General features: G+C 60.1%; 15 protein-coding genes. 3 read left to right on the top strand and 12 right to left on the bottom strand.

Annotated features, from left to right (window positions below):
* Window positions 1–2: 2 nt before the first annotated feature.
* From yejF to ACJ8PN_RS24565, 8 genes are all read right to left on the bottom strand, one after another.
* A complete protein-coding gene (yejF, locus tag ACJ8PN_RS24600; protein ID WP_060559957.1) occupies window positions 3–1,604 on the bottom strand; it encodes a microcin C ABC transporter ATP-binding protein YejF in 1,602 nt (533 codons plus the stop codon).
* A gap of 1 nt (window position 1,605) precedes the next feature.
* Complete coding sequence (locus ACJ8PN_RS24595; protein ID WP_015378535.1) at window positions 1,606–2,631, bottom strand: ABC transporter permease; 1,026 nt, start codon at window positions 2,629–2,631, stop codon at window positions 1,606–1,608.
* Window positions 2,628–3,719 carry a microcin C ABC transporter permease YejB gene (locus ACJ8PN_RS24590; RefSeq protein ID WP_004935753.1) on the bottom strand — a complete coding sequence of 364 codons (1,092 nt, stop codon included), beginning with the start codon at window positions 3,717–3,719 and terminating at the stop codon, window positions 2,628–2,630. Before ACJ8PN_RS24590 ends, ACJ8PN_RS24595 begins: the two co-directional genes overlap by 4 nt.
* Before the next feature lie 9 nt (window positions 3,720–3,728).
* Window positions 3,729–5,537: an extracellular solute-binding protein gene (locus ACJ8PN_RS24585; protein ID WP_442535322.1), complete on the bottom strand. Its 1,809-nt coding sequence runs from the start codon at window positions 5,535–5,537 to the stop codon at window positions 3,729–3,731.
* An 89-nt stretch (window positions 5,538–5,626) separates the two neighbouring features.
* On the bottom strand, window positions 5,627–7,213 hold the full coding sequence (locus ACJ8PN_RS24580; protein WP_004935747.1) for a cyclic di-GMP phosphodiesterase: 1,587 nt from the start codon (window positions 7,211–7,213) through the stop codon (window positions 5,627–5,629).
* A gap of 412 nt (window positions 7,214–7,625) precedes the next feature.
* On the bottom strand, window positions 7,626–8,201 hold the full coding sequence (mepS, locus tag ACJ8PN_RS24575; protein ID WP_025303553.1) for a bifunctional murein DD-endopeptidase/murein LD-carboxypeptidase: 576 nt from the start codon (window positions 8,199–8,201) through the stop codon (window positions 7,626–7,628).
* Window positions 8,202–8,611: 410 nt separating this feature from the next.
* The gene (locus tag ACJ8PN_RS24570; RefSeq protein WP_351109415.1) at window positions 8,612–9,322 is read right to left on the bottom strand and encodes a phosphatase PAP2 family protein; all 711 of its coding nucleotides are present in this window, start codon (window positions 9,320–9,322) and stop codon (window positions 8,612–8,614) included.
* 77 nt (window positions 9,323–9,399) lie between these two features.
* Complete coding sequence (locus tag ACJ8PN_RS24565; RefSeq protein WP_171454421.1) at window positions 9,400–10,374, bottom strand: CobW family GTP-binding protein; 975 nt, start codon at window positions 10,372–10,374, stop codon at window positions 9,400–9,402.
* Between the two features lie 318 nt (window positions 10,375–10,692).
* On the opposite strand from ACJ8PN_RS24565, the gene ACJ8PN_RS24560 reads away from it, so the two are divergent.
* Entirely contained in the window at window positions 10,693–11,001 is a 309-nt protein-coding gene (locus ACJ8PN_RS24560) for a type 1 fimbrial protein (RefSeq protein WP_004935734.1), read from the top strand.
* A gap of 62 nt (window positions 11,002–11,063) precedes the next feature.
* Here ACJ8PN_RS24560 and ACJ8PN_RS24555 read toward each other — a convergent pair whose 3' ends face one another.
* A complete protein-coding gene (locus tag ACJ8PN_RS24555) occupies window positions 11,064–12,536 on the bottom strand; it encodes a mannitol dehydrogenase family protein (RefSeq protein ID WP_351109412.1) in 1,473 nt (490 codons plus the stop codon).
* 292 nt (window positions 12,537–12,828) lie between these two features.
* On the opposite strand from ACJ8PN_RS24555, the gene uxuA reads away from it, so the two are divergent.
* Window positions 12,829–14,019, top strand: coding sequence for a mannonate dehydratase (gene uxuA, locus ACJ8PN_RS24550; RefSeq protein ID WP_033632560.1), 1,191 nt, complete (start codon window positions 12,829–12,831; stop codon window positions 14,017–14,019).
* 42 nt (window positions 14,020–14,061) lie between these two features.
* Here the strand turns inward: uxuA and yeiP are convergent, their stop codons facing one another.
* Together yeiP and mtr are read right to left on the bottom strand one after the other, a co-directional pair.
* Window positions 14,062–14,634, bottom strand: coding sequence for an elongation factor P-like protein YeiP (gene yeiP, locus ACJ8PN_RS24545; RefSeq protein ID WP_004935725.1), 573 nt, complete (start codon window positions 14,632–14,634; stop codon window positions 14,062–14,064).
* Window positions 14,635–14,760: 126 nt separating this feature from the next.
* Window positions 14,761–16,005, bottom strand: coding sequence for a tryptophan permease (gene mtr, locus ACJ8PN_RS24540; protein WP_351109410.1), 1,245 nt, complete (start codon window positions 16,003–16,005; stop codon window positions 14,761–14,763).
* Window positions 16,006–16,270: 265 nt separating this feature from the next.
* On the opposite strand from mtr, the gene ACJ8PN_RS24535 reads away from it, so the two are divergent.
* Window positions 16,271–16,525, top strand: a complete 255-nt coding sequence (locus ACJ8PN_RS24535) for a YkgJ family cysteine cluster protein (RefSeq protein ID WP_015378527.1) — start codon at window positions 16,271–16,273, stop codon at window positions 16,523–16,525.
* A gap of 237 nt (window positions 16,526–16,762) precedes the next feature.
* Here the strand turns inward: ACJ8PN_RS24535 and torA are convergent, their stop codons facing one another.
* Window positions 16,763–19,237, bottom strand: coding sequence for a trimethylamine-N-oxide reductase TorA (torA, locus tag ACJ8PN_RS24530; RefSeq protein ID WP_442535321.1), 2,475 nt, complete (start codon window positions 19,235–19,237; stop codon window positions 16,763–16,765).
* Window positions 19,238–19,242 lie beyond the last annotated feature (5 nt).

Genomic DNA, 19,242 nt, shown 5'->3' with positions numbered 1-19,242 from the left:
CGCTAATCCGCCAACTGCAGCAGTTGACGGGTATAGTCGGCTGCGGGCGCCGCGAAAATCGCCCGGCAGTCTCCCTGTTCAACCACTTCCCCCTGTCGCAGTACGATGACCTGGTGACATAGCGAACGCACCACCTGCAGGTCATGGCTGATGAACAGATAAGCCAACCGGTGGCGTTGCTGCAGCGATTTCAGCAGCGTCAGGATCTGCGCCTGCACCGATTTATCCAGTGAAGAGGTCGGCTCGTCGAGGATCAGCAGCTGCGGTTGCAGGATCAGCGCGCGCGCGATGGCGATACGCTGGCGCTGGCCGCCGGAAAACTCGGTGGGATAGCGGTGGCGAAGCTGCGGATCCAGGCCGACTTCCCGCAACACCTCGATCACGCGTTGTTCCCGCTGCTCGGCGCTAAGCCGCTGGTGCACTTCCAGCCCCTCGGCGATGATCTGCTGCACGTTCAGGCGCGGATTCAGGGCGGAATAAGGATCCTGGAAGACGATTTGCATTCGGCTGCGGTAGGGCAGCATTTGTTTCATCGTGAGCGGGTGCAGCGGTTCGCCGTCGAACCAGATGGCGCCCTGCGAGGCCAGCAGACGCAATAGCGCCAACCCGGTGGTGCTTTTACCCGATCCGGATTCCCCCACCAGCCCCACGCTCTCTCCGGCGCGCAGCTCGAAACTCAATGATTTCAATGCATAGTGATAATCCACCGTGCGGCGCAGCAGGCCGCGCCGGATGGGGAAGCGCACCTGCAGATCTTCCACCTTGAGCAGCGGCCGCTCGTCGCCGGGGCGCGCGGTGGGCAGCGGCAGCGGCTCACCGACGTCTTCGGCGGCCAGCAGCTGCTGCGTGTAGGGATGCTGCGGCCGGCTGAACAGCTGTGCGCGGCCGTTTTGCTCTACGCAGCGCCCCTGGCGCATCACCGCCACGTTGTCTGCCAGGCGGCGCACGATATTCAGATTATGGGTGATGAACAGCAGCCCCATGCCCATCTCCTGCTTCAATTCTTGCAGCAGCGTCAGGATCTGCGCCTGGATAGTCACGTCGAGCGCGGTGGTGGGTTCGTCGGCGATCAGCAGTTTCGGGCGGGTCAACACCGCCATGGCGATCATTACCCGCTGGCGTTCGCCGCCGGACAGCTGATGCGGATAGTCCTGCAGCCGGTTTTTGGCCTGACGGATGCCGACGCGCTCCAGGCATTCGACGATCTCTGCGCGCGCGGCTTCGCGCCGCAGGCCGCGGTGCAGCATCAGCACTTCCGCCAGCTGTTTCTCGATGGTGTGCAGTGGGTTAAGCGACACCATCGGTTCCTGAAAGATCATCGCGATCTGATTGCCGCGCACCTTGCGCAGGTCAGTCTCCGGCGCATGCAGCAACGACTCGCCGTTGAACAGAATATCGCCGGCAGGGTAAACCACCGGCGGCGCGGGCAGCAGACGCAGTATCGACAGGGCGGTGACGCTTTTGCCGGAGCCGGATTCCCCTACCAGCGCCAGCGTTTCCGCCGGCGCTATTTGCAGAGAGAGTTCGTTGACCACCGGCGTGACGGTGTCGCCCTGACGGAAGGCGATGCTGAGATCCTGAATAGCGAGCAAAGGAGTGGCCATATCAATGCGCCTTGCTGGGGTCAAAGGCGTCGCGCACCGCTTCGCCGATAAAGATTAATAACGACAGCAGCACTGCCAATACCAGGAAGGCGGTGATGCCGAGCCACGGCGCCTGCAGATTGTTTTTGCCTTGCAGCAGCAATTCGCCGAGCGACGGCGAGCCTATCGGCAGACCGAAACCGAGGAAATCGAGCGACGTCAGGGTGGTGATCGAGCCACAGAGGATAAACGGCAGGAAGGTCAGCGTCGCCACCATGGCGTTGGGCAGCATATGGCGGGACATGATTACCCGATCCGGCACGCCCATGGCGCGCGCGGCGCGGATATAGTCAAAATTGCGGGTGCGCAGGAATTCGGCGCGCACCACGCCCACCAGGCTCATCCAGCCGAACAGGATGGTGATGCCGAGCAGCCACCAGAAATTGGGCTGGACGATGCTCGACAGCAGAATGATCAGAAACAGCGTCGGCATGCCCGACCACACTTCGATAAAGCGCTGTCCCCACAGATCGAAACGCCCGCCGTAATACCCCTGCGTCGCGCCGACGCACACGCCGATCAGGCTGGAAAACAGCGTCAGCGCCAGACCGAACAACATCGAAATGCGAAAACCGTACAGCACCCGGGCCAGCACGTCGCCGCCGTTGCTGTCGGTGCCCAGCAGGTTGTGCCGCGAAGGCGGCGAAGGGAAGGGCACCTCCGTGGCGAAGTTGATGGTGTCGTAACTGAAGCGGATCGGTGCCCAGACCGCCCAGCCGTGCCGTTCGATTTGCCGCTGCACGAACGGATCCTGATAGTCGGCTTCGGTATTCAGTTCGCCGCCGAAGGCGGTTTCGCTGTAGCTAATCATAAACGGCAGGTACAACCGGCCTTCATAACGCACCAACAGCGGTTTGTCGTTGGCGATCAGATCGGCGGCCAGGCTCAGGGTGAACAGCACCAAAAAGATCCACAGCGACCAGTAGCCGCGGCGGTTGCGGCGAAAACGCGCCCAGCGCGCCTGGTTGATCGGGCTAAGGCGGCTCATTGGCGGGCCTCGAAGTCAATGCGCGGATCGACCAGGGTGTAGGTGATATCGCTGAGGATATTCAACAGCAGGCCGATCAGGGTGAAGATATACAGCGTGCCGAACATCACCGGGTAGTCGCGCTGCAGCGTGGCGTCGTAACCCAGCAGCCCCAGGCCGTTGAGTGAGAACATCACCTCAATCAGCAGCGAGCCGGTGAAGAACATGCTGATAAAGGTGGCCGGAAAACCGGCGATCACCAGCAGCATGGCGTTGCGGAACACGTGGCGGTAGAGGATTTTTTTCTCGTCTAGCCCCTTGGCGCGGGCGGTGGTGACGTATTGTTTGCGGATCTCGTCGAGGAATGAGTTCTTGGTCAGCATGGTCAGGGTGGCGAAGCCGCCGATCACCGTCGCCAGCACCGGCAGCGTGATGTGCCACAGGTAGTCGGCGATCTTCGCCGGCCATGAGAGGGTGTCGAAGTTGCTCGATACCAGGCCGCGCAGCGGGAACCAGTCCAGGTAGCTGCCGCCGGCGAACAGCACGATCATCAGAATGGCGAACAGAAAAGCCGGAATGGCGTAGCCGATGATAATCAGCGTGCTGCTCCAGGTATCGAACGCGCTGCCGTTGTGCACGGCCTTGCGGATGCCGAGCGGGATAGACACCAGATAGATGATCAGCGTGCTCCAGAGGCCCAGCGTGATGGAGACCGGCAGGCTCTGGCCGATCAGCTGCATCACCGAAGCGCCGCGAAACAGGCTGTCGCCGAAGTCGAAGCGCATATAGTTCCACAGCATGGTGAAGTAGCGCTCGTGCAGCGGTTTGTCGAAGCCGTAACGCTTAGTGATCTCGGCGATCACCTCCGGATCCAGGCCGCGCGAACCGCGATATTGGCCGTCGCCTGCCGCGATGCCCGTCCGGGCGTGCCCCAGGCCTTCGCCGACACCGCCGCTGCCAAACCCGCTGCCGTGCCCCAGCTCAATGGCGGCGATGGCCTGATCGACCGGACCGCCGGGGGCGATTTGCACGATAAAAAAGTTGATGGTGATGATCGCCCACAGCGTGGGGATCACCAATAACAGTCTGCGTATCAGATAGGCCGCCATTCCGACTCCTTATTGCCGCTGAGCCGGTAAGCGCGCCGCCTTGTTGACGTCGTACCACCAGTTGTCGAAGCCGATCGCATAGGCCGGGCGGATCGGCGGCGTGGAGAATTTGTCCCAATAGGCGTAGCGGTCGTGGTTGGAGTACCACATCGGCAGCATGTAGTTGTTCCAGGTCAGCACCCGGTCCAGCGCGCGGCCGAGCGGCAACAGGGCGTTTTCATCGCCCTGATGGGCGGCGATTTGCCTGACCAGGCTGTCGACCGCCGGATCTTTGACGCCGGGGGTGTTATAGCTGGAATCGATGTACTGCGAATCCCACAGAATTTGCAGATCGGCGCTGGGGAACGGCATCGCCATATACACCGTCGACATCATGTCGAAATCGCGCTCGCGCATGCGGCGGGTGTACTGCGAGGCGTCAATCTCGCGGATTTGCATCTCGATGCCCAACCGCTGCAGGTTGTGGCGGAACGGCAGCACGTACTGGAAGTTGCTGCCGCTCAGCAGCATCAGTTCAAAGGTGAACGGCTGGCCGGTTTTGGCGTTGACCAGCTTTTGATTTTTGACCACCCAACCGGCTTCTTTCAGCAGTTGGGTCGCCTTCAGCAGGTTTTGTCGATCGTTGCCGCTACCGTCGGAGGAGGGCGGTTGGTAGATGCGGGTAAACACCTCCGGCGGTATCTGGCCCTTGAGCGGTGCCAGCAAGGCCAGTTCAGCGGCGTCCGGGTAGCCGCGGGCGGCGTAGGCGGTGTTTTGGAAATAGCTGTCGGCGCGCTGATAGGCGTTGTAATACAGCGCCTTGTTCATCCAGTTAAAATCGAAAGCCAGGCCGATCGCTTCCCGTACCCGACGATCGGCGAACAGCGGTTTTTGCAGATTGAACGCCAGCCAGCGGGTATTCTGTGCCGCCTGATTCACTTCGTCCTGCTTGATGATGTAGTTGCGCGCGAAGTTGCCGCCCTGATATTGGGTGGCCCAGCTTTTGGGCGACGGCTCGATGCGGAAATCGTAGGCGCCGGCCTTGAAGGCTTCCAGCGATACCTTATCGTCCAGATAATAATCGTAGCGAATGCTGTCGAAGTTGTAGCGGCCGCGGTTCACCGGCAGATTGGCGGCCCAGTAGTCGCGCACCCGCTGATAGGTGATGTACTGGCCGAGGCGATAATCGCCGATTTTATACGGGCCGCTGGCGAGCGGCGGGGTGCTGAGCGGTTCGTTGAGCTTATGGTTTTTCCAGAAGCTTTCCGGCAATACGCGCAGGCTGAGCAGACTGAGGATTTGCTCACGGTTCGCCTTAGGCAGCTCGATGCGCACCGTCAGCCGGGAAATGGCCTTGACCGTGACGCCTTTGTAATAGGAGCGAAACTGCGGTACGCCTTCGGTCATGAATTTATTGAAGGTAAAGGCCACGTCGGCGGCGGTGATCGGGCTGCCGTCCTGGAAACGGGCGCGGGCGTTGATATCCAACTCCATCCAGCGCATGTCGGCCGGGAAACGGGCCGATTCGGCAATCAACGGGTAATAGCTGCCGGGTTCGTCGTCGGAGTTGGTGAACAACGTATCGTACAGTTCCATCGTGCGCTCGCCGGGCACGCCGCGGGTAGCGAAGCGGTTGAAGTTGTCGTAGGTGCCGATGGCCGCCAGTCGCACGTTGCCGCCCTTGGGCGCCGCCGGGTTGACGTAGTCAAAATGGCTGAAGTCGGTGGCGTATTTCGGTTCACCGAGAAGGGCGAAAGCGTAGCTTTCGTTGAGGGCTTCGGCCCGCAGACCGAAGCTCAGTGCCGAGAGCACCAGAGCAGCGAAAATGCGCACGGACATCAGACGGTAAGCTCCTGCTGTGGAATAAAGTACAACCTGCGCCCAGCATAACATTCTTCGGGCGGGCGCAGGGTAAAGATGCTTAAAGGTTAACTATTTTTTTCCTGATAATCAAAGACCTGATTAGCATTGCAGTAAGCGACGAAATCATCGATGCTCAGCGGCTTGCTGAAGTAGTACCCCTGCATGAAGTTGACGCCGTGTTCTTGCAGAAACTGCATCTGCTCGGCGGTTTCCACGCCTTCGGCCACCGTCAGCATTTTCAGCTTTTTCGCCAGCGAGATCACTGCATCCAGCACCGGCGCGGTGACCGTGTCCTGGCCGATGGTGTTGACGAAGCCACGGTCAATCTTCAGATAATCCATGGTGAAGCGCTCAAGATAAATAAGCGCGCTGTGCCCGGTGCCGAAATCGTCCACCGCGATCTCGATGCCCTGTTTGTGCAGCCAGTCAAACTCCGCCAGCGCGCTCTCTTCTTCCACCATGCCGCGTTCGGTGATTTCAAACACCAGCGTAAAGTAATCGCCCGGCAGCTGCGTCAACAGTTCATACACGTCCTGGTGAAACGATGGTGCGCTAAGGTGGGCGGGGGAAATGTTGAGGCCGACTTTACCTCCCCGTGGCAGCGCTTTGGCGAGCTGTGGCGCATCTTCGGCGATCAGCCTGAACAGGTGGCGGGTAAGCGGCACGATCAGCCCGTTGCTTTCGGCGTAGGGGATAAAGACATCGGGCGGGATGCGGCCCTCGATCGGATGCTGCCAGCGGATCAGCGCTTCCAGCCCGCCGATGCTGTTGCTATCGGTATGGAACACCGGCTGGTATTCGATAAAGAACTCGTTGCGCTTGATGCCGCGCAGCAGCGCGCGTTCCGGGCTTTGCCGCAGCAGCAGCATGTAGTAGCAGAGTACGCCGGTCATCAATGATAGCACCAGGCTGCCCAGCAGCGTCAGGCGAATGTCGTTGGGGGTCAGTTTCTCGTTGTAGAACAGGATGGTCAGCGGCAGATTGGGCAGCGTCAGGGTATCCGCCTTGCCCTTCGGTAGCTGATTGACCGGCATCAGGTTCGGGCTGAAAGTGGTCAGCGCGCGGTTGCCCATCACGATGGCGATGCCCGGCGCCTGTTCGTCGTGCGAGGTGAACAGCAGGTAGGGCATCAGATCGATGTCCAGCGTAGCGAGGATGCCGGTGGCTTTTTCGCCGGGATGTCGCAGCCAAACCGCAACCGCCGGTTTATTTGGCACCATCGGCGTCCCCTGCTGCAGCTTGAGATCCAGAGGCAGATCCCAGTCGATATCCTGGTAGATATTTTTCATCGGCAACATCATGTCGCCCGTGGCGGAGGAGCAATAGGCGTAGCCGTCCTTCACCAACAGGAAGGTGCGCACGCCGCTGGTAAAGGCCGCCTGGTAGGTAATATCCGACTGGCTGGAGAGGCAAGGCTTGTCCAGCAGCGGCATCATTTGCCGCATCACCGCCGTCAGATGCGAGATATAACCCAGCGTGAACTTTTGCGTGCGCGCTTCGACCTTATGTTGATATTGCGTGCGCTGGTGGTTGATCAAAGAAAGCGTGACCGCGGTGAATAGCGTAAAAAATACCAGGGCGGCGACACCGCTTTTAGCCAGGCTGCGTTGTCGGTGAGATACGCTGCGGGCGAAAGCTCTTTTCAAGCCCATAACCGAGTCCTCTGCAACCGGGCGTCAGGCGTGTCGCGCAGCCAGTTAATGGATTGTGCCAACGGCTTTTTTTTCATTTTTGCCTTTTTATCCCGTACCAACCGGCGGCGCCATTTAAATATGCGGCGTCGCCGACAGAAATATCATGCGCATAATATCAGCGGAAACGTTTTAAATAACGCCGGGGCGCCGTTGCCGTCATCTGACGATAATAGGCGAGTTTTTCCTCGATGGGGCGATTTCCTGCCAACAGTTTATCAAAATAATGGCGTGCGGCGGCGTTAAGCAGGGAAAGGTGACGATAAGGCAGGGATCAATTTTGATGATACCTGTTCGACAACCAAAAAAAACGCCGCCCGTGGGCGGCGCTTATCGCTCGTTTGGTATTCAGGATCTTCAGGGCGTTGCGCCGTTAACCGTTGGTCAGCACCCGGCGCGCTTCTCGATAACGTTTATTCCAATAGTTATCGGTCAGCTTGGAAATCATGACCCCACTGCTGGTGGAGGCGTGAACGAACTGATCGTTGCCTAAATAGATGCCGACATGGCGCCCGGTAGAACCGGCGCGGAACAGCACCAAATCGCCGGCGCGCAGCTTGGTGCGCTGAATTTTCTTGCCGAGATCTTCCTGTTCATAGGTCGAACGCGGTAAATCCATGCCGAACTGTTCGCGGAAGGTGCGCTGTACAAACGCCGAGCAATCGATGCCGCGCTTGGTGTCACCGCCTAAGCGGTAGCGAACGCCTTTCCAATCCGCATACTGATCCATAATCTTTGACTTGACGTCAACGTTGCGGACCATCGCTTCGAATTCATCCTGAGAGGCTTGCAGTAAAAGACCGTCTTTGTCATTAACTGCACGCATCTCAGTTTGTGCGTTATTCAAGTTCGAAGTGTGAGTCGAGCTGCACGCTGACAGCATAACCGCAGCGGCAATTGCAGGGACTACCCGCAAAAAATATCTCAGAAACGGTTGAGATTTGACCATTGTTGTTGTTTTCCCTTGAAGTCCTTAACGACGAAAGTCGCTACCTGAAAAATGCCAAACGAAACGAGCCTAGTCCGCACCTGTTGCATCGACAACCAGTTACCGTTGAAAACGTGCGAGAACGCACATTTTTATCGGATTTCATACTGATTCGACTTAAACCAGGCACAAACGCATCTGAGATTACCGGAACCAATAGGGGATTGCGAGCCTTTTTCCCGTCTTTTTTATATGAATTTGTGATGTAACATAATGTAAATCTTCATATAAAAAACGCCAATTGTCCGATGTATGAATCTGGCGTGAAATCAGGTTGCAAAAGCGTTAACGAACGGTGGGGAAATTTTTGCGCGCGGCGAGGGGGAGAGGGCGGGAGGCGTAAGCCTCCCGGCATGAGTCATAGACACAAATTATGGTTGGTCGGGGCGGTGCTTACCGGGCAACAGGCGATTCAACCGATCGACGATCCAGTCGCTGCAAGGCGTCATCAGCACCCAGCTGGCGCCAACCAGCACCACGGACAATGAGCCGACGGCGATATCGGTAAACCAGTGGGCGCCAATCATCACGCGCGGCAATGAGAAGACCAACGTAATCAGCAGGGCGACGGCGAAGGCGCCGCGGCCGAAATAGCGCAGCATAAAGCAGGAAAAAATAATCAGCATCATGCCGTGGTCGCCGGGGAAGCTGTCGCCGGAAGCGTCCTTGGTGGGGATGCCGGTCAGCTCGCTGACGCGATGGATATTGTCAAAGGTCAGGGTGGGGCTTGGATGTTTCACCGGCAGCAGGTGGCCAAGCTGGTTCAGCACCACGGCGGTCAGCAGCATCACCACGCCGGTGATCACCAGACGGCGGCGGCCGGCGGCGTCCTGCTTCAGATAAAAGTACAGATACAGCAGCCCCATGGCGAGCAGCGAAATTACATCGAACGCGCGGTTGTTGGTGATGGCGACCAGGTGTAAAAACGCCGGGTCGGTGGCCAGATGGCGGTTAAAGAAGAAGAAAATCGCCGAATCCAGGGTAAACCAGCCGCCGTGATTGGCCGGCAGGAACCAGGACAGAAACAGCGCAACGCCCAGTAAGTTGAAGAAGAGAATGAGGGGTAAATTGCGGCGTGTCATGACATAACCTGTTGGAAAAATGAAAACGAAATAAAACCCGGCAGCCCTGCGGCAACCGGGGGGCAACGGTACGGGGTCTAACTTAAACGAATCTTAAACAAGGCGGATTGCAGGGCATTCCAATCGGCATTTTCGCTGTGGATAAGCTCAATTCGGCTGTCGAGCGGCGCGACCGGGCGGGTTTCGATGTTGAGATCCTGCCCCTGACGATTGATCAGCAATGTGCCTTCGGGGATGCGTACCACGCCTTTGGCGCGTTCGACCGGCGCGAGTCGCACCCATTCCATGAAGCCGACGGTGTCGAACCGGGTATCGCCGTCAAAAATCCAGCCGCAGCTGGTGAAGCCTTGCCCTTCATTCAACGCTCGCCGCCAGCGGGCGTGCTCCGGCAGCCGCAGCGCCGCCAACCCCTGCTTTTTCGCCTGACCATGATGATGCTGCGCGTCCGGCAATTCTGTACGATTCGTGCGCGGAAGTGACAACAGCGCGACATCCGCTTCGCCTTGCGCGATGGCGTAGCAGGGCCGCTGCAGTGGGTCTTGCGCCTTCCAGGCCTCCAGCGCCAGCCTGTCTTCCGGCCGGTAGGTATCGCTTTTGCTGGCCAAAATAACGTCGGCCGCGGCCAGCTGATCGCGGAAGTTTTCGTTGTCGCGGTAGCGCGGCTGGCTGAGCTGGCGGGCATCCAGCAGGCACAGGGTGGCCTGCAGATCGATCCAGCCGGCATAGCTCTCCTGGGTCAGCAGCGACAGGATTTGTTTCGGATGCCCGAGCCCGGTCGGCTCGATCAGCAGCCGATCCGGTTTGGCCTGCTGCAACAGCATATTCAAGCCCACCTGCATCGGCAGGCCGTTGACGCAGCACATGCAGCCACCGGGGATCTCTTTGAGCACCGCGCCGCTGTCTGCCAGCAGCGCGCCGTCGATGCCGATCTCGCCGAATTCATTGACCAATACCGCCCAGCGTTCATGTTCGGGCTTATGAGCCAGCAAATGGCGGATAGTGGTGGTTTTGCCGCTGCCGAGGAAACCGGTAATCAAATTGGTTTTGGTCATTAATAATTCCTGGCGCAAAAATTAACCTGCTTAATAAATGAGTTACGCAGCCGTGTCGGTGAAACGGCCGCGATTTAATTTGTGCTCTATCTCGCAAATTTTGCACGTCACCATGCGCTTTTCAACCGACAAAATCCACCGTTTATAACAAGAAAATTCTTAGATAAAACCCTGTATTAGATGCGGTTAACTTTTGTTAGTAGCTTGTTTTTACATTGTTAATGACGAGATTAACGATCAAATCTCGTCCCTTTCCTTGCGATTATTCCTAACAAGATCCTCTATGGTTAAATTGGCTTAACTAAAAATGAGGTTGCCATGAATACCTTTCGGTTATTTTTGATCGTAGGAATGTTGTTTTCATGGACGGCAGTGAGTCAGGCAGGAGTGGCCGGCGGGGTAATTCGCTTCGTCGGCTCTATCGTTGAAAGTCCTTGCACGGTCAAGATTGCAGATTCTAAGGCGAATACGCAATGTTACCGCAACGGCCAGCATTATCAGGCCCAGCAAGCGTTGTCAGGTTTTGATACTACACGCAAAGAACTTCCGCTAAATCTAGGCACAACCGAAATGAAGTGGGTAGACCAACAGAAGAAACTCGCTGTTATGACGGTCGTTTATCGTTAAGTCGTTCCGCCATGCCGGCGTAACGTTACGCCGGCATGGTTATTCTCGGCCCTGCAGGCTCCTCACCGCATCACCCACTCCTTCACCGTTTCACGCGCGCCGCGATCGCGCAGCGATAAATAGGCTTGCGTCACCGCTTCACTAAATGCCGCATGCGCCGCCAGCGTTTCGCCGAATACCGATTTCAACGCCAACAGCGCCGCTACGCGCCGTCGATCGTCCTTTGTGGCGGCGATCGTCTGCTGCAGCACGTCTGCCAGCGGATCGCGAATGTCGATCGGCTCACCGGCGTCATCGACGCCGCCGACGTAACGCATCCAGCCCGCCACGCCCAGCGCCAGCCCGCTATAGTCGCCGCCGTGCCGCAGATGCCAGCGCACGGCATCCAGCAGCCGCTGCGGCAGCTTCTGCGTGCCGTCCATGGCGATCTGCCAGGTGAGGTGTTGCAGCGCCGGATTGCTGAAGCGCGCGATAAGCTGTGCGGCATAATCGGGCAGGCTGATGCCGGTGACGCTCAGCGTTGGCGCCTGTTCGTCCAGCATCAACCGCAGGGCGGCGCGGCGGTAGTGCTCATCCGCCATGCACTCGTTGATATAGCGGTAGCCGCCCAGGTAGCCTAAGTAAGCCAGGAACGAGTGGCTGCCGTTCAGCATGCGCAGCTTCATGTGTTCAAACGGCAGCACATCGCTGACCAACTGGGCGCCGGCCAACTCCCACGCCGGGCGTCCGGCGGTGAAGTTGTCTTCCACCACCCATTGAATGAAGGGCTCGCAGGCGATGGCGCATTCGTCGCGCACGCCGCCCAGCGCGGCGGCGATCTCATCCAGCGTGGCCGGCGTGGCGGCCGGCACGATGCGATCCACCATGGTGCAGGGGAAGGTGGCGGCGGTGGCGATCCAGTCGGCGAGCGACGGATCCCGCGCCTGCGCCAGATCGAGCACCGCCCGGCGCAACACGTGGCCGTTCTCCGGAATATTGTCGCAGGAAAGCAGGGAGAAGGCGGGCAGGCCGCGTTCGCGCCGCAGCCGCAACGCTTCCACCAAAATGCCGGGCACGGTCTGCGGCTGATGCGGCCACGCCAGATCGGCGACGATCCCCGAATGCTGTCGGTCCAGCCGTCCGCTGCCGGGCTCGATGCAGTAGCCTTTTTCGGTGATGGTCATCGAGACGATCGCCACCTGCGGTTCGGCCAGCTTCTCCAGCACCGCGGCGATGCCCTCCAGTTTACGGTGCAGGCTCTCATGCACCGCGCCGATCACGATGGCCTGATGGCCGTCCGCGCCTTTCTCCAGCACGCTGTACAGATGATCCTGTTGCCGCAGCGCCTCAAACAGCGGCACGCCGCCGGACAGGCTGATCTCGCAAATGCCCCAGTCGCCGCCGTGGGCGTTCAGCACCCGATCGGTCAGCAGCGCCTGATGCGCGCGGTGGAACGCGCCGAAACCCAGGTGCACGATGCGGCTGCGCAGGGCCCGGCGATCATAATTCGGTTGCCGGACGGCGCCCGGCAGCGGGGTGTTGGCGATCGTATTCATCTCATCTCCAAAGCGAGTAGACAGCTGGCGGGCCACTTGCGTCAAGTTAGCGGACCAGTTTGCCGACGCATGGACAGCGGGGCGCCGGCGATAAAAAACTGCCACCAGTCTAAAGTTGTCGGCAGGTTAAGGGAATTGGTCAGGCCAAAATAAGCCAGAATCGTGAAGCGGATCAACCAATGAACGGTTCAATTTTGACAGCGCGCGGCGAAAGAGTAAGTTAAAGCTAGCTGACACCTAAATTAAACTGGTATAACAACATCGCGATGCGAGACAGGCATAAGGACACAACATGGAACAAACATGGCGTTGGTACGGCCCGAACGATCCGGTCTCTTTGGATGACGTGCGTCAGGCCGGGGCGACCGGGGTGGTCACGGCGCTGCACCATATTGCGAACGGCGAAGTCTGGCCGATCGACGAGATCCGCGCGCGGCAGGCGCTGCTGGCGGAAAAGGGGCTGGTGTGGTCGGTGGTGGAGAGCGTGCCGGTACATGAGGAGATCAAAACCCACAGCGGCGACTGGCGGCGGTATATCGCCAATTACCAGCAGTCACTGCGCAATCTGGCGGCCTGCGGCATCGACACCGTTTGCTACAACTTCATGCCGATCCTCGACTGGACGCGCACCGATCTGGCCTATCCGCTGCCGGACGGTTCCAAAGCGCTGCGTTTCGATCAGGTAGCCTTCGCCGCGTTCGAGCTGCATATCCTGCAGCGCGCCGGCGCCGAGGCGGACTATACGGCGCAAGAGCGCAGTCAGGCGGCGGCCTATTTCGCCGCCATGAGCGAGGAGGAGAAAGCCACGCTGACCGGCAACATCATCGCCGGGCTGCCGGGTGCGGAAGAAGGCTATACGTTGGAGCAGTTCCGTCGCCGTCTGGCGGAATACGACGGCATCGACAAGGCGCGGCTGCGCGAAAACATGGCGGTCTTTCTGCGCGCCATCGTGCCGGTGGCGGAAGAGGCCGGCATCCGGCTGGCGGTGCATCCCGACGATCCGCCGCGGCCGATCCTCGGCCTGCCGCGCATCGTCTCCACGATCGAAGACATGCAGTGGCTGAAGCAGACCGTCGACAGCATTCATAACGGCTTCACCATGTGCACCGGTTCCTACGGCGTGCGCGCCGACAACGATCTGGTGCGGATGATTGAAACCTTCGGCGATCGCATTCACTTTACCCACCTGCGCGCCACCTGCCGCGAGGAAAACCCGAAAAGCTTCCACGAGGGGGCGCATCTGCAGGGCGATGTGGACATGGTGGCGGTGATCGAAGCGATCCTGACCGAAGAACTGCGTCGGCAGCGGGCGGGCGATCGGCGGCCGATCCCGATGCGCCCCGATCATGGGCATCAGATGCTGGACGATTTGAAAAAGAAAACCAATCCGGGCTATTCGGCCATCGGGCGGTTGAAAGGGCTGGCGGAACTGCGCGGCGTCGAGCTGGCGCTCAAGCGGCGCTTTTTCCCGGAATTGCCGTAGCGGAAAATGAAACGGGGCCGAGTATCGGCCCCGTAGGCGTGACTAGTCTGCGCGGCTCATGTAGCGGCGTTCGGCGATATGAATGCGAATTTTGTCGCCGGCGCTGAGGTATTCCGGCACGTGGATCACCAGGCCGGTCGCCATGGTGGCCGGTTTGTTGCGGGCGCTGGCGGAAGCGCCTTTAATGCCCGGCGCGGTCTCGACGATTTCCATATCCACGGTCTGCGGCAGCTCCAGCGCCAGCACCTGGCCATCCAGCGTCAGCACCTGCATACCCGGCAGGCCGCCTTCCGGAATGAACAGCAGCTCGTCTTCGATCTGGTCTTTCTTGAAAATGTACGGGGTGTAGTCTTCGTCATCCATGAACACGTATTCTTCGCCGTCGATATAGGAGAAGTTCACCTTGCGGCGCGACAGGGAAATGGTGTCCAGGATATCGTCGCCCTTGAAGCGTTCTTCCACTTTCAGGCCGGTGCGCACGTCGGAGAAGCGCATTTTGTACAGGGTGCTGGCGCCGCGGGCGCTCGGGCTTTGCACGTCGATATCTTTTACCAGCAGCAGCTTGCCGTTGTAGCTGATCGCCATACCGCGCTTAATTTCGTTAGCTCTTGCCATTTCAATTCATCCGCAATGAAGAGTATTAGAGAAGTTGCGACAAGGTACTCGCGCCGCCGATTTCAGGCAATAGCCCGGCGTAAAAACAGTGCAGGAAAGGGAGAGCAGGTGCTCTCCCTTCGAGGATTACCGGAAGACCGGCAGCAGGCCGAACAGCGACAGAATATGTGCGGCGGCGTTGATCAACCCGAACAGGATGACGAACAGGATCACGCCGTTGCCGCCCGGTGCACGGTAACCGGCCTGCGGATAACGGCGGCGGCTGGCGCGCGCCATCAGCGCCGGCACGATCACCGCCCAGACGGTGGCCGCCAGCCCGGCGAAGCCGATGGCGTACAGGAAACCGTTCGGGAACAGCAGCGCGGCCAGGGTCGGCGGCACGAAGGTCACCAGCGCGGTCTTGCTGCGCCCGACGGCGTCGTCCTTGAACTTGCAGAAGTCCGCCAGATAATCGAACAGGCCCAGCGACACGCCGAGGAACGAGCTGGCCAGCGCCATATAGGAGAAGGCGTTCAGCAGTTGGCTGACGGTCTGGCTGCTGGAGACGTTGCCCATTTGCTTGAGCAGGCTGCCGATATTGCCGCCCTCGGCGATCACCTGCTTGAAGGCGTCGCGCGCGATATTGCCCTGAATCACATACTGCCACAGGATGTAGATCGCCAGTGCCAGCAGGGTGCCGTACACCAGGCTGCGCACCACGGAGCCACTGTCCTTGTGGTAGTACTTCACCAGCCCGGGAATGTTGCCGTGGTAGCCGAACGAAGTCAGCAGATAAGGCAGCGCTGCCAGGGCGTAAGGCAGATAGCTGGCCCGATCATCGCCGGTGTTGAACAGCACCGCGGGCTGCACGTGGGTGAACATGTCGCCCACCGACATCACGAAGGTGATCACCATACCGCCGATCAGAATGGTGCTCAGGCGATCGACCGCGCGGGTGGAGAGCCAGACGATAAACGCCACCACCAGCGCGAACACCAGGCCGGCGGTAGTCTGGCTGACGCCGACGATGCCCTCCAGCGTGTGCGCGATGATCGATCCGCCGGCGGAGATATAGGCGTAGGTCAGGATGTACAGCACGAACGCCACCGACAGGCCGTTCACAGCGTTCCAGCCTTTGCCCAGCAGATCCTTGACCATGGTGTTGAAGCTGGCGCCGCTCGGGTAGTGCAGCGTGGCTTCGAGGATCATCAGGCCGGACAGCAGCATGCAGGCCCAGGTATACACCAACAGCGCGACGGAGCCGCTGAACCAGACACCGGAAGTGACGATCGGAATGGAAAACATGCCGGCGCCAACGGCGGTTCCGGCAATGATCATCGCGCCGCCGAGGACGGAAGGGCGGGCCAGCTTCTGAATGGTGTCCGTAGACATGCGTGCTCCTGAGGGAAGAAGTTCTTTTGTACTAGCTCAATAGTACATGGGCGCATGGCGCATGTAAAGCGAAGGAATTGCACGTTTCACGCGTTTTTTTCTTTAAATCAAGGTTTGCTGGGCGTTTATTCGCCATCGGGTGCAGCCGGCCGGCGCAGAGCGATGAGTGTAAAGATCGCGGGGACGCAGGGATTCTGCTGGCGGTGGCTGCGTGCGGCTGCTATTGTCGCGCTTCTTTCCCCCCAGCCCACCAGGAGTAGCGCTGATGGACTGTCGCAGCGACTGCGGCGCCTGCTGTATCGCGCCGTCAATATCCAGCCCGATCCCCGGCATGCCGAACGGCAAGCCCGCCAATACTCGCTGCATTCATCTGGATGAACGGCTGCGCTGCGGCCTGTTTCATTCGCCGCTGCGGCCGAAGGTGTGCGGCAGCCTGCAGCCGAGCCGCGACATGTGCCACGATCACCGCGATCAGGCGCTGATCTATCTCGCCAGACTGGAAGCGGACACCGCGCCCTAAGCTGCCCTCAGCCGCCACAGACACAGCATCGCGCCTGCCGCCATCGCAGCCGCCCCGAACGGTGTGGGGGACCGGCGTAGTGGCTGTCTCCCCAGATGCCGTTCATAGCGGTCGCAGAGAACTACCGGATATTTAAGGCTATTCCTTTTGCACGGCGCGTACAGAGACTGGATAAAAAAATGCCGGTCAGGCTTAACTGACCGGCATTACGCGTTGCGCCCTCTGTTTATCGCGGGATCAGGCGCCTTGCGGCACCGCGTGCGCGGTATTTTTCAATACCGGCCCCTGATACTTCTCGATCTGCAGCTGCGCCATCTGCCCGCAGTTGCCCTGCGCCAGGCTGGAAGAGCCGATGTCGAAGGTCAGACAGTTGACGTTGCCGTTCTTGCACAGCGAGCCGGGCTGCGCCGGATCGGCCGGATCGAACCAGGCGCCTTCGCTGATGCGCACCACGCCGGGCCGCACGTCTTCGCTGACCACCGCGCCCACCAGGATCTGACCGCGATCGTTAAACGCCCGCACCAGATCGCCGCCGCTGATGCCGCGCGGCTGCGCGTCCTGTGGGTGGATCAGGATCGCTTCACGATCCGCTACCGCATATTTCTCGCGCAGCGGCGTGTTATCGAGCTGGGAGTGCAGCCGGTTGGTCGGGTGCGCGGTATTGAGCGACAGCGGATATTTGGCCGCTTCCGGCCCGCGGTACCACTCGTGCGGCGGCATCCAGGTCGGAATGCCGGGGCAATCCTCGTAATGCATTTTGGCGATGGCGTCGGAGTAGATCTCGATCTTGCCCGACGGCGTGCCCAGCGGGTTCAGCAGCGGGTTGTCGCGATAGTCGGCGAAGCGCACCCACTGCTTATTGGCCTCCGGCACCGGGAAGCGCACGTAGTTGTTGGATTGCCAGAACATGTCGAACGGCGGCAGCGCCACCCGCGCGGCGCGCGCCTGGTTCTTCATGTCGTCGTACATGCCTTTCAGCCACTGGGTTTCATCCTTGCCCTCGGTGAAGGCTTCCTGCACGCCCAGCCTGGCCGCCATCGCCGAGAAGATGTCGAAGTCGCTGCGCGACTCGTGCTGCGGCGGCACGCATTGATGCATCGGGAACACGTAGAGCTGCGAATAGTCGCCGCCCATTTCCAGATCGTTGCGCTCGTAGCTGGTGGTGGCCGGCAGCACGATATCGGCATGCTTGGCGGTGGCGGTCCAGTAAGGCTCGTTGACCACGATGGTGTCCGGCCGCTGCCAGGCTTTGACCAGGTTATTGGTGTCCTGATGCTGGTGGAAGGTGTTGCCGCCCGCCACATACACCATTTTCACCTCGGGGTAAGTGACCTTGGCACCGTTGAAGTCGATGGTTTTGCCCGGGTTGCTCAGGCATTCGGCGATGCGCGCCACCGGGATCGGCGCCGGGGAGTTCTTCGGCGCGTTGCCGGCGGAGATGCCGGCGATGATGCCGCCCTTGGCGGTCGGGCTGCCGCCGGAGGAATAGTGATAGCTGAAGCCGAAGCCGCCGCCCGGCAGGCCGATCTGGCCGAGCATCGCCGCCACCGTCACCAGCAGCCAGTGCTGCTGTTCGCCGTGGTGCTGGCGTTGGATGCCCCAGCCGCCCATGATCATGGTGCGGTGTTTCGCCATCTCACGCGCCAGTCCGCGCAGCGTATCGGCATCGACGCCGCTGATGTCGGCCGCCCATTCGGCGGTTTTCGCCACGCCGTCGCTCTCGCCCAGCAGGTAGGCCTGGAACTTGTCGAAGCCGACGGTGTAGGTTTTCAGGAAGTCCGGGTTATGCAGTTTCTCGGTCAGCAACGTGTGGGCGATGCCGATCAGCATGGCGCCGTCGGTATAAGGGCGCGGGGCGATCCACTGAGCATTGACGAACTTGGCGCTGTCGTTGTGCACCGGATCGATGCTGATCACCCGGGTGCCTTTCTTCTTCAGCGCCTCGAAGCCGGTCTGGCCGACGTGATCCGGCACGTTCCAGCTGTTTTTCAGCGTGACCATCGGGTTGCAGCCCCACAGGATCACCAGCTCGCTGTTCTCGATCACGTTCGGCCAGGCGGTCTGCTGTTCGTAGACCTCCATCGAGCCGACCACGTGCGACATGATCACCTGCGCTGCGCCGGTGGAGTAGTCGCCGGCGTAGCCGAGGAAGCCGCCGGTCAGGTTCATCAGGCGCTGCAGCAGCGTGCGGCTGTTGTGCAGCATGCCGACGCTTTTCCAGCCATAGGAACCGGCGTAGATCGACTGCGGCCCGTGATCTTTCTGCAGGCGAACGATCTCATTGCACACCAGCTCGGTCGCTTTGTCCCAGCTGACGCGCACCCACTCGTCGCGGCCGCGCAGCTCGGTGCGGCTGCCGGGGCCGCCTTCCAGCCAGCTTTTGCGCACCATCGGATATTTGATGCGGTTCTCGGCGTGCACCTGATAAGGCGCCATGGTGATCAGCTCATTGGGATACGGATCGTCCTGCACCGGCTGCACGCCGACCATCTTGCCGTCCTGCACGATGGCTTCAAACGCGCCCCAGTGGGCGCCGGTCAGAATGCCTTTTTGCGCCTGACGCAAGACGATGAACTGCGGCAGCGCTTCGCTGATGGCCTGCGCCAGCGCCGCTTTGGGCCATAAGCCCGCCAGCAGCGGGGCAGCGGTCAGCGCGGCGGCGCCGGTCAGGAAGCGGCGGCGGCTCATGGTTAACGGTTTTTGGTTGCTCATTGCGC

It is taken from the genome of Serratia sp. CY76391 (genome assembly GCF_052166695.1).
Classification (GTDB): Bacteria; Pseudomonadota; Gammaproteobacteria; order Enterobacterales; family Enterobacteriaceae; genus Serratia; species Serratia nematodiphila.
This window is presented reverse-complemented; position numbering and strand designations above follow the sequence as displayed.

Bases quoted from the DNA above. Each gene is read 5' to 3' on its own strand.
- yejF (WP_060559957.1), bottom strand. From the start codon at position 1,604: ATGGCCACTCCTTTGCTCGCTATTCAGGATCTCAGCATCGCCTTCCGT.
- ACJ8PN_RS24595 (WP_015378535.1), bottom strand. From the start codon at position 2,631: ATGAGCCGCCTTAGCCCGATCAACCAGGCGCGCTGGGCGCGTTTTCGC.
- ACJ8PN_RS24590 (WP_004935753.1), bottom strand. From the start codon at position 3,719: ATGGCGGCCTATCTGATACGCAGACTGTTATTGGTGATCCCCACGCTG.
- ACJ8PN_RS24585 (WP_442535322.1), bottom strand. From the start codon at position 5,537: ATGTCCGTGCGCATTTTCGCTGCTCTGGTGCTCTCGGCACTGAGCTTC.
- ACJ8PN_RS24580 (WP_004935747.1), bottom strand. From the start codon at position 7,213: ATGGGCTTGAAAAGAGCTTTCGCCCGCAGCGTATCTCACCGACAACGC.
- mepS (WP_025303553.1), bottom strand. From the start codon at position 8,201: ATGGTCAAATCTCAACCGTTTCTGAGATATTTTTTGCGGGTAGTCCCT.
- ACJ8PN_RS24570 (WP_351109415.1), bottom strand. From the start codon at position 9,322: ATGACACGCCGCAATTTACCCCTCATTCTCTTCTTCAACTTACTGGGC.
- ACJ8PN_RS24565 (WP_171454421.1), bottom strand. From the start codon at position 10,374: ATGACCAAAACCAATTTGATTACCGGTTTCCTCGGCAGCGGCAAAACC.
- ACJ8PN_RS24560 (WP_004935734.1), top strand. From the start codon at position 10,693: ATGAATACCTTTCGGTTATTTTTGATCGTAGGAATGTTGTTTTCATGG.
- ACJ8PN_RS24555 (WP_351109412.1), bottom strand. From the start codon at position 12,536: ATGAATACGATCGCCAACACCCCGCTGCCGGGCGCCGTCCGGCAACCG.
- uxuA (WP_033632560.1), top strand. From the start codon at position 12,829: ATGGAACAAACATGGCGTTGGTACGGCCCGAACGATCCGGTCTCTTTG.
- yeiP (WP_004935725.1), bottom strand. From the start codon at position 14,634: ATGGCAAGAGCTAACGAAATTAAGCGCGGTATGGCGATCAGCTACAAC.
- mtr (WP_351109410.1), bottom strand. From the start codon at position 16,005: ATGTCTACGGACACCATTCAGAAGCTGGCCCGCCCTTCCGTCCTCGGC.
- ACJ8PN_RS24535 (WP_015378527.1), top strand. From the start codon at position 16,271: ATGGACTGTCGCAGCGACTGCGGCGCCTGCTGTATCGCGCCGTCAATA.
- torA (WP_442535321.1), bottom strand. From the start codon at position 19,237: ATGAGCAACCAAAAACCGTTAACCATGAGCCGCCGCCGCTTCCTGACC.